The 25,292-nt window shown below is 71.7% G+C and carries 24 protein-coding genes; 16 read left to right on the forward strand and 8 right to left on the reverse strand.

Annotated features, from left to right (window positions below):
- Positions 1 to 670: 670 nt before the first annotated feature.
- Positions 671 to 1,363: a response regulator transcription factor gene (locus ABZX40_RS30980; protein WP_355745283.1), complete on the reverse strand. Its 693-nt coding sequence runs from the start codon at positions 1,361 to 1,363 to the stop codon at positions 671 to 673.
- A gap of 492 nt (positions 1,364 to 1,855) precedes the next feature.
- Between ABZX40_RS30980 and ABZX40_RS30985 the strand changes: the two genes are divergently transcribed.
- The 13 genes from ABZX40_RS30985 to ABZX40_RS31045 all read left to right on the forward strand — a co-directional run bounded on the left by ABZX40_RS30985 (position 1,856) and on the right by ABZX40_RS31045 (position 12,835).
- The gene (locus tag ABZX40_RS30985; RefSeq protein ID WP_355745280.1) at positions 1,856 to 2,989 is read left to right on the forward strand and encodes a sensor histidine kinase; all 1,134 of its coding nucleotides are present in this window, start codon (positions 1,856 to 1,858) and stop codon (positions 2,987 to 2,989) included.
- 101 nt (positions 2,990 to 3,090) lie between these two features.
- Positions 3,091 to 3,993, forward strand: coding sequence for an ATP-binding cassette domain-containing protein (locus ABZX40_RS30990; RefSeq protein ID WP_355745277.1), 903 nt, complete (start codon positions 3,091 to 3,093; stop codon positions 3,991 to 3,993).
- Entirely contained in the window at positions 3,986 to 4,738 is a 753-nt protein-coding gene (locus ABZX40_RS30995; protein WP_355745274.1) for an ABC transporter permease, read from the forward strand. The genes ABZX40_RS30990 and ABZX40_RS30995 overlap by 8 nt, the downstream gene beginning before the upstream one ends.
- Before the next feature lie 115 nt (positions 4,739 to 4,853).
- A complete protein-coding gene (locus ABZX40_RS31000) occupies positions 4,854 to 4,982 on the forward strand; it encodes an aborycin family tricyclic lasso peptide (protein ID WP_355745272.1) in 129 nt (42 codons plus the stop codon).
- Positions 4,983 to 5,038: 56 nt separating this feature from the next.
- Positions 5,039 to 6,973: a lasso peptide isopeptide bond-forming cyclase gene (locus ABZX40_RS31005; RefSeq protein WP_355745269.1), complete on the forward strand. Its 1,935-nt coding sequence runs from the start codon at positions 5,039 to 5,041 to the stop codon at positions 6,971 to 6,973.
- Positions 6,970 to 7,233, forward strand: coding sequence for a lasso peptide biosynthesis PqqD family chaperone (locus tag ABZX40_RS31010; RefSeq protein WP_355745266.1), 264 nt, complete (start codon positions 6,970 to 6,972; stop codon positions 7,231 to 7,233). The genes ABZX40_RS31005 and ABZX40_RS31010 overlap by 4 nt, the downstream gene beginning before the upstream one ends.
- Positions 7,230 to 7,661 carry a lasso peptide biosynthesis B2 protein gene (locus ABZX40_RS31015; RefSeq protein WP_355745263.1) on the forward strand — a complete coding sequence of 144 codons (432 nt, stop codon included), beginning with the start codon at positions 7,230 to 7,232 and terminating at the stop codon, positions 7,659 to 7,661. Before ABZX40_RS31010 ends, ABZX40_RS31015 begins: the two co-directional genes overlap by 4 nt.
- On the forward strand, positions 7,658 to 8,623 hold the full coding sequence (locus ABZX40_RS31020) for an ATP-binding cassette domain-containing protein (protein ID WP_355745260.1): 966 nt from the start codon (positions 7,658 to 7,660) through the stop codon (positions 8,621 to 8,623). Before ABZX40_RS31015 ends, ABZX40_RS31020 begins: the two co-directional genes overlap by 4 nt.
- On the forward strand, positions 8,620 to 9,495 hold the full coding sequence (locus ABZX40_RS31025; RefSeq protein WP_355745257.1) for an ABC transporter permease: 876 nt from the start codon (positions 8,620 to 8,622) through the stop codon (positions 9,493 to 9,495). The genes ABZX40_RS31020 and ABZX40_RS31025 overlap by 4 nt, the downstream gene beginning before the upstream one ends.
- A gap of 23 nt (positions 9,496 to 9,518) precedes the next feature.
- Complete coding sequence (locus ABZX40_RS31030) at positions 9,519 to 10,004, forward strand: MauE/DoxX family redox-associated membrane protein (protein ID WP_355745254.1); 486 nt, start codon at positions 9,519 to 9,521, stop codon at positions 10,002 to 10,004.
- Positions 10,005 to 10,021: 17 nt separating this feature from the next.
- Positions 10,022 to 10,753 (forward strand): thioredoxin domain-containing protein, encoded by a 732-nt coding sequence (locus ABZX40_RS31035; RefSeq protein WP_355745251.1) that lies wholly within the window; start codon positions 10,022 to 10,024, stop codon positions 10,751 to 10,753.
- Positions 10,750 to 12,087 carry a lasso peptide C-terminal Trp epimerase gene (gene mslH, locus ABZX40_RS31040; protein ID WP_355745248.1) on the forward strand — a complete coding sequence of 446 codons (1,338 nt, stop codon included), beginning with the start codon at positions 10,750 to 10,752 and terminating at the stop codon, positions 12,085 to 12,087. Before ABZX40_RS31035 ends, mslH begins: the two co-directional genes overlap by 4 nt.
- 70 nt (positions 12,088 to 12,157) lie before the next feature.
- Positions 12,158 to 12,835 carry a response regulator transcription factor gene (locus ABZX40_RS31045; protein ID WP_355745245.1) on the forward strand — a complete coding sequence of 226 codons (678 nt, stop codon included), beginning with the start codon at positions 12,158 to 12,160 and terminating at the stop codon, positions 12,833 to 12,835.
- A gap of 248 nt (positions 12,836 to 13,083) precedes the next feature.
- Here the strand turns inward: ABZX40_RS31045 and ABZX40_RS31050 are convergent, their stop codons facing one another.
- On the reverse strand, positions 13,084 to 15,591 hold the full coding sequence (locus ABZX40_RS31050; protein ID WP_355745310.1) for an SdrD B-like domain-containing protein: 2,508 nt from the start codon (positions 15,589 to 15,591) through the stop codon (positions 13,084 to 13,086).
- 428 nt (positions 15,592 to 16,019) lie between these two features.
- Here ABZX40_RS31050 and ABZX40_RS31055 point away from each other — a divergent pair, with 428 nt between their 5' ends.
- A complete protein-coding gene (locus tag ABZX40_RS31055) occupies positions 16,020 to 16,865 on the forward strand; it encodes a hypothetical protein (protein WP_355745242.1) in 846 nt (281 codons plus the stop codon).
- 37 nt (positions 16,866 to 16,902) lie between these two features.
- Here the strand turns inward: ABZX40_RS31055 and ABZX40_RS31060 are convergent, their stop codons facing one another.
- Positions 16,903 to 18,273 carry a right-handed parallel beta-helix repeat-containing protein gene (locus ABZX40_RS31060; RefSeq protein WP_355745239.1) on the reverse strand — a complete coding sequence of 457 codons (1,371 nt, stop codon included), beginning with the start codon at positions 18,271 to 18,273 and terminating at the stop codon, positions 16,903 to 16,905.
- 107 nt (positions 18,274 to 18,380) lie between these two features.
- On the opposite strand from ABZX40_RS31060, the gene ABZX40_RS31065 reads away from it, so the two are divergent.
- Positions 18,381 to 19,760, forward strand: a complete 1,380-nt coding sequence (locus ABZX40_RS31065; protein WP_355745236.1) for a Dyp-type peroxidase — start codon at positions 18,381 to 18,383, stop codon at positions 19,758 to 19,760.
- A 107-nt stretch (positions 19,761 to 19,867) separates the two neighbouring features.
- Here the strand turns inward: ABZX40_RS31065 and ABZX40_RS31070 are convergent, their stop codons facing one another.
- Positions 19,868 to 21,583, reverse strand: a complete 1,716-nt coding sequence (locus ABZX40_RS31070; protein ID WP_355745233.1) for a bifunctional 3'-5' exonuclease/DNA polymerase — start codon at positions 21,581 to 21,583, stop codon at positions 19,868 to 19,870.
- A gap of 259 nt (positions 21,584 to 21,842) precedes the next feature.
- Here ABZX40_RS31070 and ABZX40_RS31075 point away from each other — a divergent pair, with 259 nt between their 5' ends.
- The gene (locus tag ABZX40_RS31075; protein ID WP_355745230.1) at positions 21,843 to 22,973 is read left to right on the forward strand and encodes a DUF2786 domain-containing protein; all 1,131 of its coding nucleotides are present in this window, start codon (positions 21,843 to 21,845) and stop codon (positions 22,971 to 22,973) included.
- Between the two features lie 33 nt (positions 22,974 to 23,006).
- Here ABZX40_RS31075 and ABZX40_RS31080 read toward each other — a convergent pair whose 3' ends face one another.
- From ABZX40_RS31080 to rpmB, 4 genes are all read right to left on the reverse strand, one after another.
- The gene (locus ABZX40_RS31080) at positions 23,007 to 23,546 is read right to left on the reverse strand and encodes a DUF4232 domain-containing protein (RefSeq protein ID WP_355745227.1); all 540 of its coding nucleotides are present in this window, start codon (positions 23,544 to 23,546) and stop codon (positions 23,007 to 23,009) included.
- A gap of 423 nt (positions 23,547 to 23,969) precedes the next feature.
- Entirely contained in the window at positions 23,970 to 24,470 is a 501-nt protein-coding gene (locus ABZX40_RS31085) for a hypothetical protein (protein WP_355745224.1), read from the reverse strand.
- Between the two features lie 213 nt (positions 24,471 to 24,683).
- Entirely contained in the window at positions 24,684 to 24,989 is a 306-nt protein-coding gene (gene rpsN, locus ABZX40_RS31090) for a 30S ribosomal protein S14 (protein ID WP_355745221.1), read from the reverse strand.
- 14 nt (positions 24,990 to 25,003) lie between these two features.
- Complete coding sequence (gene rpmB, locus ABZX40_RS31095; RefSeq protein ID WP_355745218.1) at positions 25,004 to 25,240, reverse strand: 50S ribosomal protein L28; 237 nt, start codon at positions 25,238 to 25,240, stop codon at positions 25,004 to 25,006.
- Positions 25,241 to 25,292: the final 52 nt, after the last annotated feature.

The raw sequence follows: 25,292 nt of genomic DNA on the forward strand, positions 1-25,292 counted from the left end.
CCCCAAGCCATCAACTCGACAGGGGGAGAGAGTCATGCCAACTCCGGAGGCCGGGCGCCCCATTGCGGGGCCACCAAGAAGGTAATGGGGGGGGGAAGCCGGTCACCCTCGCCGAGTCGCGCATCGGCCCGGCGGACGCATTTGGATCAAATCAGACGGTCAGCGTCGTCGTTCCTCCCATAGCGCCCCGTCGGCACCATCCTGTACCGGGACCCCTACATCTGGCAGCAGGACGGCAGCTGGCGGATGTTGGTCCCGGCGGATGCCAGCCAGCTCGGCACTCGTCAACGGCCGCGACGCCCCACTCCTCTATGAGTTCGACGACTTGGAGAACTGGACCTACCGCAGTCCCCTTCGCCACCGAACAGGACAGGCGGTCGGCTCACAAGAAGCGGTCACTGGGGGCTCCGGAACGTGCCTCCTCCGCGCGACGGCGCTGATGTCAGCCGTGTTGTCCCTTGTCCCTTGCCTCACGTCTCTTGTCTCATGTCCCACCGGGCTCCAGCCGTGTCGTCGTACGGACGGCGCCCCGCCCGCTCCGCCGACGGGCCTCGGCCTCGGCCCCGGCCCGCCCCGGCCCCAGCCACCTCGAACCCTGCTGACGAGGGAGTGATCCGACCAGACCGGCGGTGGCAGACTGACGGTCCGCCGGGGGCGTGCGGCCACGGCGTCAGATGCCCTGCGGAGCCGACGGCCCCGTGAGTCCGCCGAGGCCGGCGTCGCGGGCCACCACCACCGCCGTGGCCCGGTCGTGCACCTCCAGTTTTGTGAAAATCCGGGAGATGTAGTTGCGCACTGTCTTTTCGGCCAGGAAGAGCCTACGGGCGATCTGTTGGTTTCCCAGTCCGCGCGCGAGTAATTCCAGTATCTCCAGCTCCCTGCTGGTGAGGTCGGGAAATTCCGTCAGGTTCGGTCCGCTCTGCATCTTGGAGAAGTACCGGCTGAGTCGGGAAGCTATGGTCGGGCTGAATGCGGCGCCGCCCTCGGCGACTATCTGAATGGCATGGAGCAGTTCCTCGGACGACCTGATCTGCGTGAGATATCCGCTCACGCCCACCCGTAGAGCGGCGACGATGACGTCGTCGTCATCCTGTTGCGACACCACGATTATCCTGGGTCGTAACTTCTCGCGGTGATAGTTCGAGAAGATCCGCTGTACGGTCTCGCAGATGGTTTTTTTCGAGGACGGTTCGCCGAGTATGACGACGTCCGGCTGGAATGCGGTGTCTTCGAGACGTCGTATGCCGTCGGAGCTTCCCGCGGCCTGCCCCACGAGGGAAAATTTCTCGTCCTGATCGATGATTGCTTCAATTCCCGCAACGGTGATCGGGCTGTCGCTGATGATGAACACGTTGCTTTTCATGGATTGATGTGACCCCCGTGTCTGGTTTGTTTCCATGCCGAACAGGAGTGCAGGAGTGCAGGTGTGCGGGAGGGCGGGAGGGCGGGAGTGCTGGAGTGGTATGCCTATTTTGGCTGCGATGAATTGAAGGCGGTGCCATTATTTGTGTTCATGAGAAGTACGGTGTGTGCTACATGCGGCTGATGCCGAGTATGCGTAGGTGTTCGACCGGCGCGCAAGGTAGCCTCTCAAGCGAAATGACGGGTTCCACTTAGGGGCGATTCTCGGTCCAGGGGCGTGATGTGGCCGGTGGTTCCGGGCGAGGGGGCCTTGGCGGCTGTGTGGGGAAGGTCTGTTTCCGGTCGTGGTGATCGGGTGCCCGCCTGGTGGCGGTGATGTGGTCAATTTAGAGTGACGGCGAACTCCCGGAAAAGGCGGACCCGTATGGCCGGTAGAGAGGTAATCGCGCCATTACGTTGGACATAGCATGAACCGAACGAATACGTTCACGGTATGGGTGATCCCCAAAAGCGGCGCTTGATCATGCTCGACGTGCCGGTCGCGCTCGGGTTCGTACTGCTTCCGCAGGTGACCTTGTTGCGGCCGGACCTCGCCGACGGAGTGAGCGGCAGCACCATGTGGCTGCTCTCGCTGAGCACCGCGCTTCCGCTGGTCGTCCGGCGGCTCTGGCCCGTACCGGTCTTCGGGTTCGTCCTGGCCGCCGCCTGCGTCGCGCTGGCCGTCGGCGTCGGACCGATCCCGTTTCTCGCCACCGCGTACGCCCTGTACGTGGTGGCCACGACGAGGCGACAACGGCCGGGGCTGTCCGCGGCCTTCATCACCGGCCTGTGCGCGGTGGGCGCCGTCCTGCTCACGGCGACGGGAGGACAGAGCTACCAGGGCGGGACCAGGGTCGTGCAGGTTCTGTTCGGGCTGCTCGTGCTCGGCGCCACCTGGGCGGCCGGATCGGCCGTCAGGGAACGGCGGGAGAGCACCAGGCGCGCCATCGAGCACGCCGCCGAGCAGGCGAAGGTCGAGGAACGCCTCCGTATCGCCCGTGACATCCACGACGTCGTCACCCACAGCGTGGGCCTGATCGCGATCAAGGCGGGAGTCGCCAACCATGTCGTCGTCACCCACCCGGAGGAGGCGCAGGAGGCACTCAAGGTGATCGAGGATGTCAGCCGCAGAGCGCTGAGCGACATGCGGGCCACCCTCAGGGTGCTGCGCCGGGAGCCGGACGACGGGGCCCAGGACCTCCGGCCGGCTCTCGGGCTGGCGGACCTGCCCGCTCTGGTCCGTACGGCCGAGGCGGCCGGCGTCCGTGTCGACCTGCGGTCCAGGTGTCCGGAGGAACCCCCGGACGGGGTCGCGCTGTCCGCGTTCCGGATCGTGCAGGAGGCGCTGACCAACGTCGTCAAGCACGCCGCGCCGACCGGCTGCCGGGTCCGTCTCACGGCGGAACAGGGCATGGTGATGATCGACGTCGCGGACGACGGGCCCGGGGCGGGGCACCGGCCGACCGTGCCCGGCGGCGGAATGGGCCTCGTCGGGATGAAGGAACGGACCGCCGCGCACGGGGGCACACTCAGCGCCGGACCCGCCCCGGGCGGAGGTTTCCGGGTCGTGGCCACGCTGCCGTACTGACCCGGACTCATCCGCAGGTATGGGTTCGGCGCGCGAAGGCCGTCCGGCAGTCCAGCCCCGGGACCGATGCGGTCGGCGGGACGCCCGACGAGACTCACCGTGTGATTGACGTCCAGAACCTGACCAGGCGATACGGCCAGCACACCGTCGTCGACGGTCTCACCTTCTCGGTGCGGCCGGGAACCGTCACCGGCTTCCTGGGCCCCAACGGAGCCGGGAAGTCCACGACACTGCGGATGGTGCTGGGCCTCACCCGCCCCGACACCGGATCCGCGACGGTGCAAGGCCGCGCCTATCACGAACTGAGGTACCCCGCCCGGCATGTCGGTGCCCTGCTGGAGACGTCGGCCCCGCACCGCGGGATGACCGCGGCCAACCATCTGCTGTGGCTCGCGCAGAGCAACCGGATCGCCCGGAAACGGGTCGGCGAGGTCCTGGAGACGGTCGGCCTCACCGCGGCGGCCAGGAACCGGATCGGCACGTTCTCCCTCGGCATGGCCCAGCGGCTCGGCCTGGCCGCGGCCCTGCTCGGCGACCCGCCGGTCCTGGTGCTCGACGAGCCGGTCAACGGCCTCGACGCGGAGGGCATCCGGTGGCTGCGTGACCTGCTGCGCTCCATGGCCGCCGAGGGCCGGACCGTGCTCGTCTCCAGCCATCTGATGACGGAGATGTCCATGGTCGCGGACCAGCTGGTCGTCATCAACCGCGGACAACTCCTCGCGGAGACCGCGACGTCGGATTTTCTGGAGCGCCACGGTCGGAGCTATGTACGGGTGCGGACCCCGGAACCCCTGCGGCTCAACACCGAACTGCGGCAGCGGGGCGCCGAGTTGAGGCGCGCTGCGGACGGCAGTATCGAAGTCGACGGCATGCCGGCGGCCGAGATCAGCCGGCTGGCGGCGGCGAGCGGGCTCCCGCTCGAAGAGCTGAGCACCCATATGGCATCCCTTGAGGACACCTTCCTCAAGCTCACCGGCAACGGAGGAAGCACCACCCATGTCTGAGACGGCCGCGGCCATCCGGGCCGAGATCACCAAGCTGCGCGGCATCCGCGGCACGTTCGTCGCACTGCTGCTCTTCGTCCCCGTCAGCGTCTGCATCGGCGCCCTCGGCGGCTGGTCGGCGAAGGGCGCGATCGAGTCCGACAGCCCCGGGCTCCGCTCCGACTTCACCCCCGAGCAGGCCGGACTGGACGGCATCCTCTACGGCCAGCTCGCCCTGCTCGTGTTCGGCGTCCTCATCGTCTCCAGCGAGTACGCCTCGGGCATGATGCGCGTCTCGCTGCTCGCCGTGCCCCGGCGAGGCCGGCTCTACGCGGCCAAGATGACCGTCACCGCCCTCGCCGCCGCGGCTGTGGCGGCCCCCGTCATCGTCGTCAGCTACCTGGTCACACAGGTCGCCCTCGGCTCCCACGGCAGCTCGATCGACGCGGACGGCGTCCCCCGGGCCCTGGCCGGAGCGGTGGTCTACCTGATGCTGATGAGCCTGTTCGCGGCAGGTGTGGCCGCGGCGGCCCGCAGCGCCGTCCTGCCCCTGGCCGTACTGCTCCCGATGGTGCTCGCCGGAACTCAGATCCTCTCCGTCATCGGAGCGACGAAGGAGGTGGCCCAGTACTTCCCCGACCAGGCGGGCATGCGGATGCTCACCGTCCACTCGGACGACGCGTACACCGGATTCGCGGTGCTGCTCGTGTGGACGGCGGCGGCGCTCGCCGTCGGCTATGTCCGGCACCGCCGTTGGGACATGTGACGGGACGTGCATGAGGCACTTGGCCCATGCCAGTGGGACATGCCTCCTCGTAACTTCCTGGACAGGTCACGGGCCGAACTGGTCGGCCCGAACGACCGACCATCTGGGAGGAACCATGTCCGCCAGCTACGAGCCCCCCGCCCTCCAGGAGATCGGCGACTTCGACGAGCTGACCAAGTGCCTCGGTGTCGGTAGCTGTGGCGACTTCGCCGGCTGTGGCTACGCCGTCGTCTGCTTCTGGTGATCGCACCGGTGCCGGTGCGCTCCGGCGCACCGGCACCGCCCGGGGAACGAGGCGACATGGAATTCACAGTTCTTCCGGACTGCCCCGCGGGCGCCCGCCCGGCCGCGGAGCTGAGGGCGGCCCAGCGGATCGACCACGCGTCGGGGCGGCCCTGGATCGTCGGCACCTGGCCCGAGGACGAGGTCACGGTGGTCGAAGCGGGCCCGCGCCGGATGGTGCTCCTCGGCCGCACCCGGCTGGACCGGGCGGCGACGACGGCCGCGCTCGACCGGATGCGCTCCCTGCACGACGTGGACACGCTCGCGTCCCGGCTGCCGGGACTCTTCCATCTGGCGGTCTCGATGGACGGCAGGACCCGCGTCCAGGGATCCGTGTCCGGCGTACGGCAGATCTTCACCACCGAGGTCCACCGGGTGACGGTCGCGGCGAGCGGCATGGAACCGCTGCTGCGCCTCACCGACGCCGGCCTCGACGAGACGGTGCTGGCCGCGCGGCTGCTGGCGCCCGGCGGAGCACCCTGGCCGCTCTCCCTGCGTACCGTCCGCCGGGGCATCGACGCGCTCGCCACCGGGCACTGGCTCGAACTGGACACCGACGGCCGGTCACGGCAGCGGCGCTGGTGGCGGCTGCCGGAGGCGTCCCTGTCGCTCGCGCAGGGCGCGGAAGCCGTCCGCTCGGCGCTGTCCGAGGCGATCGCCACCCGGGTACGCCCGGGTTCCGAGGCGATTGACACCCGGGTGCGCCCGGTTTCCGGTGCGATCGACACCCGGGTACGCCCAGTCTCCGACCCGCTCGCCCCCCGGGCACGCCCTGACCGGACGATCAGCGCCGACCTGTCCGGCGGCCTCGACTCGACCTCCCTCTGCTTCCTCGCCGACAGCGCGGGCGCCGATCTGGTCACGTACCACGTCATGCCGCTCGACCACGCCAACGAGGACACCGCCTGGGCCCGCAAGGCCGCCGCGATGCTGCCGAGGGCCCGGCACCACATGCTCGCCGCGGACCGCGCCGAGAACATGTTCGACGTCGGCTACACCGCCGAGCATCCGCCGTCGGCCCCGGAAGGGCCCTCGACCTGGGCCTCCGGGCTCGCCCACATCAAGGACCTGGCGAAACGGGCCACGGCGGAGGGCTCGTCCCTGCATCTGACCGGCTTCGGCGGGGACGAACTGTTCGGCCGGATGCCCGCCTGCGCCTGGTCCCTGGCCCGTGCCAACCCGGTCAGCGGGCTGAGGCTGGTGAACCGCTACCGCCTTGCCAACCGCTGGTCGCTGGCCGCGACCGTACGGTCGCTCGCGGACCGGTCGACGTTCGCGCAGAACCTCACCGCGGTCGCCGCCCGGATCAGCACCCCGCCCGCACGGCTCGACGAGCCCGACTTCGGCTGGGTGTTCGCGCCCCGCATGCCCGCCTGGGCCACACCGGACGCCGTGGCCGCCGTACGGAAGCTGTTCGCCACGGCCGCCGACGAGACGCCGCAGCCGCTGGACGCCGACCGGGCCCGCCATCAGGCGCTCGCGTCGATCGTCTTCGAGGGGAAGACGGTACGTCAGGTCAACACGGCCCTCGCGGGCACGGGCGCGGGCCGGGGCATCGTCTGGGACGCGCCCTTCCTCGACGACCGCGTACTGGAGGCGGCGCTGTCCACCGCGATCGACCAGCGCCTGGCGCCCGGACGGTTCAAGCCGCTGCTGGCCGCCGCCGTACGGGACGTCGTACCCGCCGACATCCTCGACCGCCGGGACAAGGGCGAGTTCAGCGCCGAGGCGTTCCGGGGACTCGAACGCAACCGGGCCCGGTTCCTGGAGCTGTGCGAGGACTCGCACCTCGCCCGGCTCGGACTCGTGGACCCGGCGGCGTTCCGGTCCGCGGTGCTCGACCCCGGGCCGATGTCCCATCACCTCCACCCGATCGAGACCACCGTGGCCTGCGAGAGCTGGCTCCGGACGCACTCCCGGCCACACCCCCACGACATGGGAGAACGCACGTGAAGCTGAGGCTCGCCCGCGATGTCACCCTCACCTCCGTGGAGACCGGCGCCGTACTGCTCGACGGGCGCCGGGGCCGCTACTGGCAGTTGAACCGGTCCGGCTCCGCCATCCTGCGCCGCCTCCTCGAAGGAGCGACCCCCGACGCGACCGCCGCGAGCCTCGCCGAGGTCGCCCCGGTCAGCGAGGAGCAGGCGCACAGGGACGTGCTGGCCCTCATCGAATCGCTGAGCGCGGCCCACCTCCTGGAGGTGTCGCGGTGACCACCCCCGCCGTCGCCGAACAGGCCCCGCGCCTCCCCCCGCACCGGCAGCTCGCGCCCAGATGCGCGGCCGGCGCGGCCCGCCTCCTGGTCCGGCTGCCCCCGGCACGGCTGCAACGGGTGCTGCGCGTGATCAGCAAGGGCACCCGGCCCGCCGCGTACGGCGAGGTGGCGCGTGCCCGGCGGTCGGTCGTCTCCGTCAGCACCCGCTGCGCGGGCCTCGGCTGCCTCCAGCGCTCCGTGGCCACCCTCCTGCTCGTCCGGGCCCGGGGCAGGTGGGCCGACTGGTGCACCGGGTTCCGCATCCAGCCCTTCGGCGCGCATGCCTGGGTCGAGGTCGACGGACGGCCCGTGGACGAGCCGGGCGAGCTGAGCGTGTTCCGGACCGTCCTGGCGGTGCGGCGGCCCGACGGGAGGAGCCGCTCATGACAGCGATCCGGGCCGAGGGCCTGTACGCGTACTACGGCACCTCACCGGCGGTCAACGGCCTGGACCTGGAGGTGCCCGAAGGCGCCACGTTCGGCTTCCTGGGCCCGAACGGCGCCGGCAAGACGACCACGATCAGCATGCTGACCACACTGCTCACACCCACGGCCGGCCGGGCGGAAGTGGCCGGCTTCGACGTGGCGACCCGGCCCGCCGAGGTCCGCCGTCGCATCGGCATCGTCTTTCAGGAGTCGACGCTCGACATGGACCTCACCGCGGCCGAGAACCTCCGTTTCCAGGCCGACCTGTGCGGGCTCGGCCGCCGCGAGGCACGGACCGCGATCGCCGCGATGCTCGACCTGATGGAGCTGTCCGAGCGCGGCGACATCCCCGTACAGCGCTTCTCCACCGGCCTTCGCCGCCGTCTGGAGATCGCCCGCGGGCTCCTCGGCTCCCCCCGCGTCCTCTTCCTCGACGAACCGACCACCGGCCTCGACGCGCAGACCCGCGCGGCGGTCTGGGAGCACCTGGACAGGCTGCGGCGGGAGCGGGGGATCACGGTCTTCTTCACCACGCACCAGCTGGAGGAGGCCGAGCACTGCGACCGGATCGCGATCATCGACCGGGGCAAGGCGATCACCGAGGGGACGCCCGCGGAACTGAAGTCCGTCATCGGCGCCGACCTCGTCGTCCTGCGCACGGAGGACGACCCGAGCGCCGCGGAAGCCCTGTCCGACCGCTTCGGCCTGACCGCGGAACCCGGCCCCGACGGCCTGCGCGTACGGGTGTCGAACGGCGCCACCCTCGTCCCGCGCCTCTGCGCCGAACTGGGCCCGACCGTCCGCTCGGTGACCGTCACCCCACCGACGCTCGACGACGTCTTCCTGCACCACACCGGGTCCGCCATCAGGGAGAGCGCGCCGCACGCCCCCACACTCGGCACCATCGGGGAGGGACGACGATGAGCCGGACCGACATGGCACCCCTCGCACCCGCCGACACCACCACCACACCCCACAGCGCGCCGACCGACCGGCGCGGCCACGCGCTCAGGCCGTACGCCCTGCTCTGGCGCCGCGAGATGACACGGCTGCGGCACAACCCGGTACGCCTCGCCATGGGCCTGGTGACCCCCTTGCTGTTCCTCGTCGTCCTGGGCACCGGCCTCGACGCCGCGTCCTCCACCCTCGGCAAGGCCCAGCTCAACGACTACCGGGCCTACCTGTTCCCCGGCGTGCTGGTGATGTCCGTACAGGCCCCGGCGATCGCCGTGGGCATCTCCCTGGTCTGGGACCGCAGACTCGGCGTCCTGCGCCAGATGCTCGTCTCACCGTTCCCACGCTCCAGCATCGTGCTCGGCCTCGCGCTCGGCGGGGCCACCACGGGCGGGATCTACGGCCTCATGGTCCTGTCGGTCGGAGGCATCGCGAGCATCAGCTACACCCCGATGCTTCTGCTCGTGCTCCTGGAGATGCTGCTCGTCTCGCTGATGTTCACGGCGTTCGGGCTGCTCGCGGCGGTCACGATCAAGCAGGTCGACACCTTCCAGATCGTGGTGAACCTCAGCATGATGCCGCTGATGTTCTTCTCCGGCGCGATGTTCCCGCCGAACGGTCTGCCGGGCTGGCTCGACACCGTCGTCAAGCTGAACCCGCTCACCTACGGCGTCGACGCGGTCCGCCGCACCCTGCCGGGCCCCGACAGCCTCACCTCGGAACAGACCCGTCTGCTGCTCGGCGACTGGAACCCGCCGGTGCTCGCGGAGCTGGGCCTGCTGGCCGCCATCACGGCGGTGGCGCTGGGCCTGGCCACCTACCGGTTCTCCCGTACGTCGTGAGGGAGGGGAGGAGGGCGCACGCGGTGCACGACCTGAAGGCACGGGTGCGGAAACCCTGGGTGGGCACGGCCGCACGGCTCCTCCTCGCGGCGGTCCTGGGCTACGCGGGCCTGGTGAAGATCCGGGATCTCACGGAGTCCGGCCGCACGGTCGCCCTCTACCGGATCGTCCCCGACGACTCCGCCCAACTGGTCGGCGGTGTCGTGCCGTTCATCGAACTGGCGCTCGCCCTGCTCCTGGTCGTCGGCCTGGCGACCAGGGCGGTGGCGGTCGCCACCGTGGCCCTGATGGTCCTGTACATAGCCGCCATCACCTCGGTATGGGCCAGGGGACTGTCCATCGACTGCGGCTGCTTCAGCAGCGGAGGCACCCTGACGAGCGGTGCCGAACGCGGCTACGTCATCGACATCGCACGCGACCTGGTCTTCCTCGGCGCGGCGGCCTTCCTGGTCCGCAATCCACGAACCCGGTACGCGCTGGACCGCTGGGTCCTGGACATGAAGGAGTGAGTCAAGGAGTGACAGGAGTGACAGGCATACAGCCGACCGACGTCATGGTGCGGGAGATGGTGCGCAAGCGGCACCGCCGGCGGCGCACCCTGCTGGTGTCGCTCGTGGCCACCGTCGTGGTGGTCGCCGCCGCGCTCGTCGGCGCCGGCCTCGTCCGGGCGAACAACACCGAGCCGGGCGAGGCACCGGCCCGGGTCCCCGCCGAGGCGACCGACGACAAGGCGGGGCTGACCGCCTCGACGGGCGCGATACGGATCGACCTCTACCTCGACTACCTCTGCCCCGAATGCCGGAACACGGAAAAGGCCCTGGCCGCCGAACTGAACACGCTGAAGGCCGCGGGAGACGTCAGCGTCGTCCACCACCCGGTCGCCTTCCTCGACGGTCGCAGCAGCCCCGAGGGTTACTCGACCCGGGCTGCGTCGGCGGCGGCCTGCGCGGCGGACCGGGGCAGGTTCGAGGAGTACTCCGCGGTGCTGTTCGACCGGCAGCCCCCGGAGGGCGGTCCCGGGCTCAGCGAGGCCCAGCTGATCGCGGCCGGAGAGGAGGCAGGCATCACCGACGGCGGCTTCGCGACCTGCGTCCGGCAGGCCGCGTACACCCCCTGGGCGACGTACGTCTCCGAGGTCGCCGCGTCCCGAGGGGTCGCGCTGACCCCGACGGTCCTGGTCGACGGCGAGCGCATCGAGGTCACCGGACCGGACGCGGCGACCTCACTGACCCGCGCGGTGCGGGAGGCCAGGGGATGACCCGGCTGACGGTGGCGCTCTCCGGCGACTGCATGGCGACCAGGGGAGCGCTGATCACGTCCGACCCCGCGGCGGAGGAACTCCGCGAGGTGCTTCGGGCGGCGGACTTCGCCTTCACCAACCTGGAGGTGGTCCCCGCGACAGGCGAGGGCCACCCCATACACAACGCGGCGGGCGGCGGCGGCCTGATCGCCGACCCCGCAGTGATCGACGACATCACGGCGATGGGCTTCACGGTGCTCGGCTGCGCGAACAACCACGCGCTGGACATGGGCACGAACGGCGTCCTCGGCACCGTGGACCTCCTGACCGCGAGGCGAATCCCCTTCGCGGGCATCGGCGCCGACCTCACCGCCGCCCGGCGCCCGGTCTACGTCGACCGCCCCGGCGGCAGCCTCGCCCTGATCTCCTGCAGTACGACGTTCCTGCCCGGCCACGAGGCGGCGCCCCCGTCCCCGGACCTGCCCGGCCGTCCGGGCCTGAACCCCTTGCGGCACCGCGCGACGCTGAAGGTCACGCCCGCTCAACTGGACATGCTCAGGGAGATCGACGGCGAGACAGGCTTGAGGGCCCGTCGGACCGAGGCGCGCACGCTGCTCGGCTTCGACCCCGCGATGCCCTCGCCCGACAGGCTCACCCTGTTCGGCACCCGTTTCCAGGCCGCGGACGCCCCGGGCTTCACCACCACATGCGACCCGAAGGACCTGGACGACATCTCTCGGTGGGTGGCCGAGGCCCGACGCCGAGCGGACCTGGTCATGGTCAGCGTGCACTCCCACGAGCCGGGCCCGACCCCGCGGACGCCGGGCGAGTTCCTGCGCGAGTTCGCCCACCGGGTGATCGACGAGGGAGCCGACCTGGTGGTCGGACACGGCCCGCATCTCCTCCGGGGCGTCGAGCTCCACGGCAACAAACCGATCTTCTACAGCCTGGGCAACATCGTCACCCAGATCGACCTCGCGGACCGGATCCCCGCCGAGGACTACACGAACGTCACCTCGGCCGAACAGCTCACCCCGGGCCGCTACTTCGCCGAGCGGAGCGCCCACGGCCGCCGCCTCTTCGCCCCGCACCGCCAGTACTGGGAGTCGCTGGTACCGGTGCTCACCTTCGACGACGGCAGGCTGATCGAGGCCCGTCTCCACCCGATAGACCTGGGCTTCGGCCACCCGGTCCACCGCAGAGGCCGCCCGCGCATGGCGGCTCCGACCATGGCGAAGGAGATCCTCACGGACTTCGCCCGACTGGCGGACCACTACGGCGCGACGGTCACCGTCGGGGACACGGGGACGGGGGCGCTGCTGCTCAACGAGCCACAACAGAAAGGCAGTTGATCAGAGCCGACTGGTAGCATCGCAAGGCTCGAAAGGCGATGAACGGTATCCAGGGGACGAGGAGCAAGGAATGGCAGAGGCCGCGATCAGGGTCCTGATCGCGGACGACCAGGCCCTGCTGCGTGGAAGCTTCCGCCTCCTCATCGACTCGACCCCCGGAATGAAGACGGTGGCCGAGGCGGAGAACGGCGCCAGAGCGGTGGAACTGGCCCGCGAACTCACCCCGGACGTCGTCCTGATGGACCTCCGTATGCCGGTCATGGACGGCATCGCGGCCACCCGGGAGATCTGCTCCGACGAGACGCTGACGGGTGTGCGTGTCCTGGCCCTGACGATGTTCGACATGGACGAGTACGTCTACCCGGCCCTACAGGCCGGCGCGAGCGGCTTCATGCTGAAGGACGTCTCACCGTCGGACCTGGTCGCCGGCATCCGGGTCATCGCCACGGGCGAGGGCGTACTGGCCCCCACGGTCACTCGCCGCCTGATCGCGAACTTCTCCCGCACCGACGAGACGACGCGGGCGGCCCCGCGACTGGTCGGCCTCACCAGGCGGGAGCAGGAGGTGCTCGTGCTGATCGCGAACGGCTTGTCGAACGCGGAGATCTCGGGCCGACTGGTGATCAGCCTGCCCACGGTGAAGACCCATGTGAGCAGCCTCTTGGCGAAGCTGCATGCGCGTGACCGTGCGCAGTTGGTCATCATCGCGTACGAGAGCGGGCTGGCGGAGCGGGGCATGCCGATGTGAGGGTCGGCCCTCGCGGGCGAGACGGCGAGGTGCGGGGCAGGGCAGAGCGGGAAGCGAGCCACCGCCGCGACTCCACCCCGGCCCGGCCGTTCCGCCCAGCGGTTCAGCCCGGCCGTTCAGCCCAGCCATGCCGAACGGGCCGGTGCAGTGCACCGGCCCGTCAGGTGTTTCCAGGTACCTCTATGTACCTCCAGGAGGTACATAGAGGTACCTACAGTCATCTCCCATCGTCTCGCGGAGCTACCGCCCTAGCGGTGGCTGGCCCTCCGCTGTCGGCTGGCGTACACCACCGTCGCTCCCGCGCCCACCAGTACGGCGACGAGGGCGAGGACACCTCCGAGGCCGGACATGCCGGTCTCGGCGAGGCCGCCGTCCGGACCCGGGGCGTTGGGCGCGGGGCCCGTCGGCTTCGGGCCCGAGGTGTCGGACTCGGTCGGCGTCGGGGACGGCGATTCCGAGGCCGTCGGGGTCGGGGACGGGGATTCGGAGGCCGTCGGCGTCGGCGTCGGAGACACCGGCTCCGGGATGTGCACGCCGGCGTCGATCGTGTGATCGACCCCTCCTGGTGCGGCCGGTGCGGTGACCGGGGCGTACCCGTTGCAGAGCCGGCCCGTGGTCGGCGGGGTGACGTTGGAGTCGTGCACCGTGTCGTCACCGGCGCGCGGCAGGGTGAACCGCAGGTCGGTGGCGGCCGGCTGACCCGGCACCTCGCTGGTGTCCGCCGTGCACACATCGAACTGCACCGTGTACTCGGCGCCCGGCGTCAACTCGTACTCCGCGCCGACCCCGCCGAAGTAGTACTCACCGGCGGCGTCCGTCGTGGTCGTGGCGACCTGTTCGCCCTCGGCGTCCAGGAGGTTGATCGTGGCACCCGGCAGCAGTACGTGACCCGGGTCCTGGATGCCGTTGCGGTCGCCGTCGTACCAGACCACGTTGCCGATCTGGATCGGGGCGTTGGCCGCCGCGTACGCGATGTCGCCGAGACCGCCGGCCTTGCCGAACCCGCCCTGTCCCGCGCCGACGAACTCGTACGCGTTGTTGACCGGGTCGTTGCCGGGGCCGAGGCCGGTGGCGACGTCGTAGTAGCCGGTGCCGCTGGTGATGACCCGGCCGGTCGGGTCCATCTGGGTGCTGACGACCCACTGCTGCTGCGGGATGTAGGCGACCGAGCCCAGCGCCGACTCCTGATGCGGTCCCGGCGAGGTCGAGGAGCCGCCGTTCGGGAAGTAGTCACCCGGGAAGTACTCGACGACGCTGGCGGGCTGGACCCCGTCGAGGGACGGGTCCGTGGCGTGGTCGGGGCAGATCCCGGTGCCCTCCCAGTCGTAGCCGCCGTCCGGCCGGGCGCAGGCCATGTTGATGTCACCGCCGGCCATGCCGCTCTGCGGTGTGTTGTTGCCGGGTCTGGGGTCCAGTCCGCCCCAGCTCACGACGTCCATGAACCGGTCGCGGAAGCCGAGGATCAGCGAACCGTCGCGGGTGAAGGCCATGCTGGCCAGCGACGGCTGCGGATTGATCATCGCGCCCCCGATGTCGAAGCTGTCCCAGTCCGCGAGGTCGGTGTTCCACGGGTTCCAGTGGTCGACCTGCTCCTGGGTACGGCCGGCGAGGACGTCCCCGCGCTCGAAGTCCAGCGGCTGGGACAGGACGGTGGTGAAGTCCTCGCCGTCATAGGTGGCCACGACGGCCTTCAGGTCCGCACGGTCCTGTGTGCTCTCGGCGCTGCACACACCCCCGACGTACAGCTTGCCGTCGTGGGCCGCCACGCTGAACGGACGCCAGTCCGTGTCCGTCGCGCAGCCCGGGTCGGGGATCGGCACGGTGTCCTCGGGCGCCGAGGCCGTGGGCCCCGTCGCGTCGAAGCTGACCAGGCTACGGGTGAGCAGATTCACCGCGTACAGGGTCGAACCGTCCTCCGACAGGGCCAGACCGCCGATGCTCTCCTTGCCCGGAGCGTCGGTGAACCCGGCGTCCTTGATCAGATTGGCGGTGTCGTGCGGTGTCTCCGTGGCGTCCGGCACCGTCGCGAAGAGCGTCGGGTCACCGCCGTCGACGGGCTGGATGTAGATCGCGTTACCGCCATCCGGCCCGTAGGCGGTGTACCGGCGGGCGAACGACGACTGGAACAGCTGGTCACGGAACCGGTCGAAGGCCAGCCCGTACGTCGTGCCCACCTGGTCCTGGGTGTTGAGGACCTCCGGGCACGCCTGCGGGTCGGGGCAGTTGCCCCGGACCTCCGTCCCGAACGCCACCAGCGCCCGGGTGTCCGTCCCGTTCGCGCCGTTCTGGACCGGCACGAAGTACCGGGACTCGGGCAGGGTGTAGTCCGCCGGGTTCCAGACCCCGGTGGTCACCGAGTCGTCCTTGCCGTCCGAGACGTCCACGAACGACGTGAAGCTGTCGAAGTGGTTCGGCTCGGTCGACGCGGGCGCCGCCCGGAGATAGTCGCTGTAGGGCGCCGGGACGGTGACATCGACCCGGTACCGGCCGCCGGTCAGCTCGCTCGACGACGGTACGACGACCCTTCCGGTGGCGTCCGTGACACCGGTGACCCGGTTGCCCTCCAGGTCGATGACCTCGACCCGCATGCCCCGCTGAGGCACGTCCATGGTCGTGTTGATCACGCCGGTGCCGAAGAAGTCCCGCAGTACCTCGACGGTCAGCGTGCCGTCAGGGGCAGCAGCTCCGGCCTGCCCGGCGCCGGTCAGAACCGTCCCCGCGCCGCCCCCAACGAGCAGCAGACCGGACAGCCCCATCCGCAGTAGTGCACGTAATCGCATAGCTCACCTTTACCTCGTCCTAAGCTAACGCAAATCCAGCAACTCCCGCGCAGAGACTACAGTTGACGGAGCGTCATGTCTGGCAACCTCGGAGTTTGAGGGTGCCTCGGAGAGAGCTGTTACGATCGCGCCGCGTGCGGAGCATGTGGAGCAGGCAGAGACGACAGAGCGAGCGGAGACGACTCGGCGGCGGGGCGCGGAGCGCCGGCGCGGGGGTCGGTGGGGCGCGGAGCGCCGGATTCAAGGGGCGCCTTCTCGGGCGCGGGACGCCCGGGACAGCGGACCGGCCGCGCCGATGGCCGCGATTACGTTGGACAGCAGCCGCCGTCCTCTGTCTCGCGACCGCCGCGACCAGCGCCTTCGTCCTCCTCGGCGACGGCGACGACCGCGCCGAGCCACGGGCGTTGACCCCGGACGAGGTGAACCGGCTGGCGGTCACCCGCTTCCTCAACTACCAGGCGGGCGGCCGGGCGGTGACGATCACCGTCCCGAACGTCACCGGCCAACTGATCATCACCGGCTCCATCGACTACCGCACCCACACCGGTTACGGGGTGGTGCGGGGGAGCGGGCGCGACACCTCCAGCAACGGGCTGATCCAGTGGACCCCCACCACCGTCCTCGTCCATCCCATGGCGGATCCCCCGGCAGCGGCACCGGCGTCGCCGCCCGCGGCCGGGTGGTACAGCCGTCCGATGCAGGCATCCGGCATGACCCTCGACAGCGCCCTCGCCATCGCGCTCGACCTCGGCAGCGACCGGCCGGACAACTCCGCGCTGCTGCCGCAGAACGGGGCGGCCTGGGTGGGGCGGGAGGAGGTGCGGGGGCAGCGGACGGACATCATGAGGGGACCGCGGGCCGAGGGCGGTTCGGGATCCGATTCGGGTTCGGGCTCCGGCTCCGGCTCGGGTTCCGGTTCGGGTTCCGGCTCCGGCTCCGGGGATGGTGCCGGTGACGGTCCCAGTGCTGACGTCGATCTCGGTGGGGGAGCGGATACGGACGCGGGTGCGGGTGCCGGTGGCGACCCCGTCCCCACCCCCGCCCCCAGTGCCGAAGCCGACCCCGGTTCCCGCGGCGCCGACCCCACCCCCCGTGCCTCCCAGACCGTGCGCTACTGGATCGGCCCGGACGGCACCATGTACCGGGTCGAGGCCGCCATCGCCTCCGCGCCCCGACCCGTGGTCTTCGACTTCGACACCCAGACCTACGTCCCCGTCCAGCCGCTGCCCGAAGCCTCCCCGGCGTCGTAGCCGCCGCTCGGGAGGTCGGCGGTCGGGTGGCCGTCGGTCATGAGGTCCGTACCCGGGCGTCCCCGGCCAGCAGCGACGGCGACGGGAGCGTGATGTCGGCGACGACCGGCAGTTCCGGAACCTCCGGGACGACCGTGGCGCCGGCCGTGCCCGCCTCCGGGAACTCCGGCTGCGCGGCGGGCGCGGCCACCTCGGTGAACGGGATGCCCGGGGGCGCCACCGGATTGCGCCAACTGCCGGAGGGGGTGGGGGAGGTGGCGGGGACCGGACAGGACGCGCTCGACGCGAGTCCCTCCGGCACGGTCGTCCGCAGCTCGTTCCCCTCCAGGCAGTTGCCCTGTCCCTGGGTGGCCGTGGGGAAGGTCCAGCCGATGTCGATGCCGTTGGCGGTGAAGGTGTTGTCCGTGATCCGGTTGCGGTCCGCCGTCAGATCGGCGGTCGCGGTGATCACCAGCCCGGCGTTGACGTTGCCGGTGACCAGATTGCGGACGAACAGGTTGTCGCTGCCGCCGTCGACCCCGATGCCGATGCCCCAGCCGCCGTCGGCCTGTTCGGGGGTCTGCTCCTGCTGGTTGTCCGCGATCAGGTTGCCCGCGATGACGGCGTCGCGCTGCGGGAGCAGCTTCTCCTGGTGGTCGGAGTTGGTGGTGAGCCCGACGCGGTTGCCGACCAGCCGGTTGCCGACGACGTACATGTCACCGCTGGCGTTGGTGCCCTCGTAGCCGACCGCGTTCAGCTCGGAGATGTTGTCCCGCACCACGATCCGGCACGGCCGGCACTGGCCGACATAGATCCCGGAGTCCGCCCCGCCGGAGGCGTAGGAGTGTTCGATGACGCCGTTCTGGGCGGAGAAGGCGTAGATGCCGTACAGGCCGTTGCGGGTCGCGGTCACATGCGAGACGAGGAACGACTTGAGGAGGGTGACGGGTTCGTCGCCGGTGTCATAGCCGCTGCTCCCCGGCAGGCTGTTGACCGCCGCCGCCGAGCCGGTGACCAGGACGCCGTTGTGGGTGTTGTTCCGCACGGTCAGGTTCTCGACGGCCACTCCGGGCGCGGCGACGACCACTCCGTTCGGCCGCCGCACCTGCCCGTCGATGACGACCCCGGCCCGGGACTCGCCTCGGAGGGTGATGCGCTCGGTGTCGATCCGCACCGACTCGCGGTACACGCCCGGGGCCACCAGGACCAGGTCACCGGGCCGGGCCAGGGACACCCCGTCCGAGATCGTCGGGGCGTCGCCGGGCACCCGGATCGTCACCCGTGTGCCGTCCGGCCGACGGCCCTCGCCCGCTCCGTCGTCGCCGTTTCCGCCACCGCCGCCGCCATCACCGCCGCCACCGCAGCCGGTCACCAGGGTCAGGGCGCCCAGGGCAGCCGCCGCCAACGCGCGAAGAGCTAATCGAGACATGATCCCAGTCTGGCACGGCGCCGGACCGGCCGCCGGGGTGTCGAACTCCCGGCCGGAGTAGGCCGGTTGAGCGGCGGTCGCGGGGCGGGTGTGGCACTGTACGCATCATGCATCGCCGCCCCGACCACCCGCCCCCGTCCCGCCGCGCGTTCCTCGACGCGACGGGCGCGGCGGTGGCGGCGGGTGTGCTCGCCGGGTGCTCGGGGGACCCAGGGGGTGCCGGGGACTCCGGGGACTCCGGGGACTCCGGGGGGTCCGGGGGGTCCGGGGGGTCCGCCCGGCCCGGTCGCCCGGACGCCTCCGCGTCGGCGGCGCCCGCGCCCGCGCCGGTCGCGGTGACGGGCCGGTATCAGGCGGGCGTGACGCTTCCCCGGATCGCCCAGACCCATCTGCTGGCCCTGGTGGCGGACCTCGACACCGGGGTGGCGCCCGGCCCCCTCCTGGCCGAACTGGGCGAGGCCATCCGCAGCATCGCCGCCGGATCCGACCCACGGCTGCTGGGCCTGTCGCCGGGCGATGTGACGGTGACCGTGGGTGTGGGCCCACGGTTGGTGCGGATGGCGGGTGGGGCGGCCGGGGCGGGTTCGGCGGGGGCCGATGGGGCACCGTCCGGCGGCGGGACACCGTCCGGCGCGGCAGGGTCTGCCGACGAAGCGTCCTCCGGTACGGCACCCTCCGGTACAGCACCCTCCGGTACGGCACAGTCCGGCACGGCTGCCCTGCCCGGCGCGACCGACCTCCCGCGCTTCTCCCGCGAGCGGATCGCCGCAGGGGCGCGCGGCGGTGACCTGCTGCTCCAGATCTGCGCCGGTGACGCCCTGCTCGTACCGGTCGTCGCCGCCGCTCTCCTGGACCAGGCCGGCGACCGCGTCCGGGAACGCTGGCGGCAGTTCGGACGCCGCGGTACGGAGGTGCCGGTCGCCGAGGGCCGCTCCGCTCCGCGCAACCTGCTCGGATTCATCGACGGCATCGTGGGCCCGAACACCGCCGCCGAGCAGGAACGTGACCTGTGGCTGGCGGGACCGCCCGCGGTCGCCGGCGGCACCCTGGCCGTACTGCGGCGCATGGAACTCGACCTGACGCGGTTCGCCGCCCTGTCCGTCGCCGAGCAGGAGGCGGTCTTCGGGCGGCGCCGGGCCAGCGGCGTCCCCCTCTCCGGTGGCGGCATCGCCTCGGCCCCCGGACTGGGCGCCAAGACACCCGACGGGCGCTATCTGGTCCCCGTGGACGCCCATGTCCGCAGGGCGAACCCCAACGTCGTCGGTGTCGGCCATATGCTCCGCCGCTCCTACAGCATCGACGACCCCGCCCCCGGTCTGCTCTTCATCAGCTTCCAGAACGATCTGCGCACCTTCACCGCCACGCTCTCCCGCATGGACGCCTCCGACGCGCTGCTGCCGTTCACGACCACGACGGCCAGCGCGTCCTTCCTGATCCTCCCGGGGTACGACCGGGGCCGCCCACTCGGGGCTTCGCTGTTCGGTTGAGCCGAGGCTCCGCCGGTCCACTCCGTTCGGTGAGCCGGTGAGCCGGTGACCCTGTGATCCGGCGTCCCATATATCCACTTCCGTACCTTCACCCACCCTCCCCACCCCTACTTCGCCTCCGCATAACACTCCACCACCGCCGTACTGAACGGAAACCGCACCGGCGTCTCCCCGAACGTCAGCCGGGCCGCCAGGCGGGCCGACTCGTGGATCGCCGCGACCACCGCCTCCGTCTCGTCCTCCGGGCAGTGCACGATGACCTCGTCGTGCTGGAAGAAGACCAGTTCAGCGGAGAGGCCGACGCAGGACCGGCGCAGGGCGGCGAGCAGGAGGAGGGTCCAGTCGGCGCCGCTGCCCTGGACGACGAAGTTGCGGGTGAAGCGGCCCCGGGCGCGGGAGTTGCGGGACGCGTAACCCGGTACCCACTCCTGCGCGGCGCCGTCGTCTCCCCCTCCCTCGGCCGTCTCCTCGCCGTCGTCCATCGGGATGCCCGCCTCGTCGCCGATGTCGTCCCGCGAGGAACCGACCGCTGGTGGGCAGGTGCGGCCCAGCCAGGTGCGGACCAGGCGGCCCTCCTCCCCGGCGCGGGCGGCGTCGTCGACATAGGCCACCGCGCGCGGGAAGCGGCGTCTGAGCGCGGCGAGGTTCTTGAGGCCGTCGCCGCTGGTCTGGCCGTAGATCGCGCCGAGCACCGCCAGCTTGGCCTGGTCGCGGTCGCCGGAGAAGGCGTGGTCGGAGACCGACTGGTACAGGTCGCTCTCCCGGGCCGCCACCTCCATGAGACCGGGGTCACGGGAGATCGCGGCCAGCACTCTCGGCTCCATCTGGCTGGCGTCCGCCACCACCAGCCGCCAGCCCGGGTCCGCGACCACGGCCCGCCGGATCACCTTCGGGATCTGGAGCCCGCCCCCGCCATTGGTGACCCAGCGCCCCGTCACCGTGCCGCCCGCCAGGAACTCCGGCCGGAAACGCCCCTCCCGCACCCAGTCGTGCAGCCACGACCAGCCGTGCGCGACCCAGATCCGGTACAGCTTCTTGTACTCCACCAGCGGCTTCACCGCCGGATGGTCGATGTTCTCGATCTCCCAGCGACGGGTCGAGGTGATCTTGATGCCCGCCCGCGCGAACGCCTTGATCACATCGGCCGGCAGATCCGGCCGCACCCGTCGCCCGAACGCCGCCGACACCTCCTCCGCCAGCTCCGCGAGGCGCCGTGGCTCGCCCCCGCCCGCGTACCGCTCGCCCAGCAGTTCGTGCAGCACCTCCCGGTGGACGTCCGCCCGCCACGGCAGCCCCGACGCGTTCATCTCCGCCGCCACCAGCGTCCCCGCCGACTCCGACGCCGTCAGCAGCCGCATCCGGTCCGGGTGCTCCGCGCGCTGATGCCGACGCTGCTGCTCGACGTACACCGCGAGCAGGTCGGCCAGTGGCACATGCGCCGACTGCGGCTCGAACAGCGGTGACTGGGCGCCCGGTTCCGCCGGACGCAGCGGCGGATCCGCCGGGACCGGGCCGCCCCGCAGCCGCGCCAGGGCCGCGGCGGCCGAACGGGGCTCCCCGTACCGTCCCTCATGGCCGAGCAGCAGCGTCTCGGCCGCCTCGATGTCGTAGCACCGCTCCACTCGCACCCCCGCGGCGAGCAGAGCGGGATACATCTCCCCGGTGGACCGCCACACCCACCGCGTCACATCGGGCCGCGCCCGCACCGCCTCGGCCGCGTCCGCCTCCCAGCGCACCGGCCCGCCGGGCAGCCCGTCGGGGCCGAGGGGGGCGACCTCCACACCACCACCCTCGACCGCGGCGAGTGCCCAGCGATCGACCATGCTGCGAGTGTGACACCCGGGTCTGACAATGCCCGGGATGGGAGATTTTATGGTGTCATGTAGGGAATTTCGAGGGCCAGATGGACATGCTCGGCGCCGCTGCCGCCGTAGCTGCCGCTGCCGCTGCCGCTGCCGCTGTGGCTGACGCGCCGAGCCTCGCCGGCCGACGGCACCCTGCCGTGCTGTACAGCCCCCTCCCATGACGACCCCGCTCGGCGAGAGCACCCCGCACCCCCTCCCACATGGCACGATCGAGAACGTGAGTACGACCCCGCCCACCCCCGTCGACCGCGCCCTCGCCGCCCTCTACGCCCCCGACGGCGACGACACCGCCCTCGACACCGCCGCCTCCCTCCTCGCCGCCGACCCCTCCGCCGACGCGGAGCTCGACCGGCGCGGCCGGGAGTTCATCGCGGCGGCCTGGCGGCGCGGCTGGCAACCCGCCGACGTCATGCGCCTGGTACGCCGCGAACTGGACGACGTACACGCGCGCCTCGCCGCCGCTCTCATCCGCGCGCAGGCGCCCGACGACCGTCCGCGCGGAGCCCGTTGGGCCGGTCAGCTCGATGCCCTGCCCGCCGGTACGCCGCCCCGCGCGGACCGCTTCTCCCACGCCGGGACGGTGCTGGAGCTGTACCGGCTGCTGCTGCGGCTGCCCGCCCTGGAGCCGCTCGACGACCACGCCGAAAGCGGGTCCGGAGCCCCCGGTGGTTCCCCGTCCCGCACCCTGGTGCGTATCCGCGCCCTGCTCGCCAAGGCCGAGGCCACCGGCTTTCCCGACGAGGCCGAGGCGCTCACCGCCAAGGCTCAGGAACTGATGGCCCGGTACAGCGTGGACGAGGCACTGCTCGCCGCACGGGCGCCCGCCCCCGACACGCCGGGCGCCTGCCGGATCGGCGTCGAGCCGCCCTATGAGCAGGCCAAGGCCGTCCTCCTGGACGCGGTCGCCACCGCCAATCACTGCCGGGCGGTCTGGAACGAACCCTTCGGCTTCTCCACGGTCGTCGGGTTCGAGGCCGATCTCACCGCCGTGGAACTGCTCTACACCTCGCTCCTGGTCCAGGCCGACACCGCCATGACCCGGGCCGAGGCCGCCCAGCGCAAGGGCGGTCGCAAGCGCACCAAGACCTTCCGGCAGTCCTTCCTCGCCGCCTATGCCCATCGCATGGGGGCCCGGCTCGCCGCGGCTGCCGAGACCCCGGTGAGCGACGACCTGTTGCCTGTGATCGCCACCCGCGCGGTGGCCGTCACCGACGCGACCGACCGGATGTTCCCCGAGACCACCACGTCCCGGCTCCGCGGAGTCACCGACGCGGCCGGCTGGACCCAGGGCTCCGAAGCCGCCGACCGCGCGGAGGTCGCCTCCCGGCGAGGGCTGCCGCCCCGCTGAAACGCGGCCCCCGGGGACCGTTCGTCACCAGCCTCAGTCCCCCGCCTGCTGGAACGCGCTCACCGATGCCTCCGGTACCCCGCCCTCGGCGGCCACCGGGCCGTACGACCACGGAAGCCCCGCCCCTTGGTCGCCGCCGGGGAGGCTGACCCGCAACTGCTCGGCGTCGACGCCGCCCGTACCGCGCACATAGGTCACGGTGAAGGTCGCGGCGACGTCCTTCGCGAGGGTCAGCTGCTGCGCGGTGGCGGCCTCGTCGGCCGGGATGTCCACGGAGGCGTCTCCGCCCTCCAGACGGACGCCCGGGAAGCCGTCCAGGACGCAGTCCGCGCCCCGGTTGGTGAGGGTGACCGGCACATTGCCGGTGTCCCCGTCGGCCGGTGCCTCGGCGGCCGGACCGGCCTCCACCGTCAGGTCCCCGATCGCGCACGCGCCGGGCGCCCCCGCCGTCGTCGCCTTGCCGTCGGCAGCGCCGCCGTCGCCACCGCTGTCGTCACCCCCACCCCCACAGGCACCCAGCAGCAGAGCGCCCGCGAGGGCGAGAACGGAGAGCGGAAGCGGACGCGCGCGCATGTACGGGATCCCCACGGGTGGCAGAGCAGACGACGGACAACAGACAACAGAAGACCGAAGACGAACGGCAGATGGCAGATGACGATGATTTGGCAGGAGCTTACGCTGGCCGGACGAGCCGGTTCCGGACGCTGAGGGCGGTCGCCCGCCCGGGGGCGCGACGGATAGCGACCGGCCGGAGCCGCTGCCCGGCGCGGCGAGGCTCGCGGTCACCGTCCGGACCACCCCGGCGATCACCACCCCGATCCGCCTCGCGCTCGCGGTCCGTCGGCGGACGCCAGGCCCGGAGCCGGTGGCCAGTTCCGCCTTCGACGGCGCTCCGGAAGAAAATCTCGGCGGGCCGGGAACTCGGCGCCGCCCCCGGCCCGTTGATCCATCAGCCGGACGGCGACTGCCCACCCGGCGAAGGCCAGGACGGACGGGTCACTGCCCCGGACCCGGCGTCGGCAGCCCCGACGGCAGTTGTCCGCCCTCGGTCTTGGTGTACGTCTCCGTCCCGAGCGTTCCGTCCCAGATCACCTCCAGCGTGGTGGCCGACACGGAGCCGACCGTGCCCGCCGCCCGGTCGTCGCCGCCGTCGGTGCACTCAAGGCTGATCACCCGCTCGCCGTCCGCCTCCCCGGCCGTCCCGCCGCACACAGTCCCGCCGGTCGCGAAGAGCCCCGCCTCCGCGCCCGTGACGATCAGGGCGACCACCTTGCCGTCCGCGGAGGTGGTGACCCAACTGCCCTCCAACTCCCCGGCGCCGGACGCCGAACCACCGGACGCGCCCCCGGTGTCCGCCGAGGCGGAGGGAGAGGCGGCGGTGGTGGGGGAGGGGGAAGGCGCCGAGGACGCGGAGTCGTCGTCCGAGCCGCTCCCGCCGCACCCGCTCGCCGCGAGCACGCCCACCACCCCGGCGGCCACGGCGACGGGCCACCGCACCCACCGACCCCGACCAGCACCACGCCCACTCGACACCGAAGTCACGGAAAGCCCCCACAATGAGCCGATCGGACGTCCTGACCCACAGCAAGCTACCAGCCCGTAACCCCATGACCCCGGGCCCGACGGGCCCGTCCGCGCCCAGTCCGCCCCGGCCCCGGTGAGGCCCGCCCGCGCGGGATTGTCGGCCTCACCAGGACCCTGTCCTCCGCCTCACCAGGACGCTTTGCGCACCCCCGGCAGATACCCCGCGTGCGCCTGCCCCCGCAGCCCCACCCGGGACAGGCCGAACGCGCGGAAGTACCCGCGCGGGCGCCCGTCCACCGCGTCGCGGTTACGTACGCGGATGGGGCTGGCGTCGCGCGGCTGGCCGCGCAGTTCGCGCTGGGCGGCGAGCCGTTCGGCGTCGGTCGAGGCGGGCCGGCGGATGATCTCCTTCAGCTCGGCCCGCCGCTCGGCGTACCGGGCGACGATCTCCCGGCGCCGCTCGTTCTTCGCGATCTTGCTCTTCTTCGCCATGGATCCGTCCCCCCTCAGACCTTGACCCCGCGCGCCCGGATGCGCGCGACGGCCGCCTCGACGCCGATCGTGTCGACGGTCCTGATCCCACGGGCGCTGAGCCGCAGCCGTACATACCGGCCCTCGCTCGGCAGCCAGTAGCGCTTGGACTGGACATTGGGGTCGAACCGGCGCGGAGTGCGCCGATGGGAGTGGGAGATGCGGTTGCCGAAGCCCGGCCGGGCGCCGGTGAGCATGCAGTGTGCGGACATGTGGTGGTGACGTACCTCTCTGCCCCGGAAGGTGTTAATGGGAATCGTTTTC

This window comes from Streptomyces sp. NPDC004610, from assembly GCF_040609715.1.
Lineage (GTDB): Bacteria > Actinomycetota > Actinomycetes > Streptomycetales > Streptomycetaceae > Streptomyces.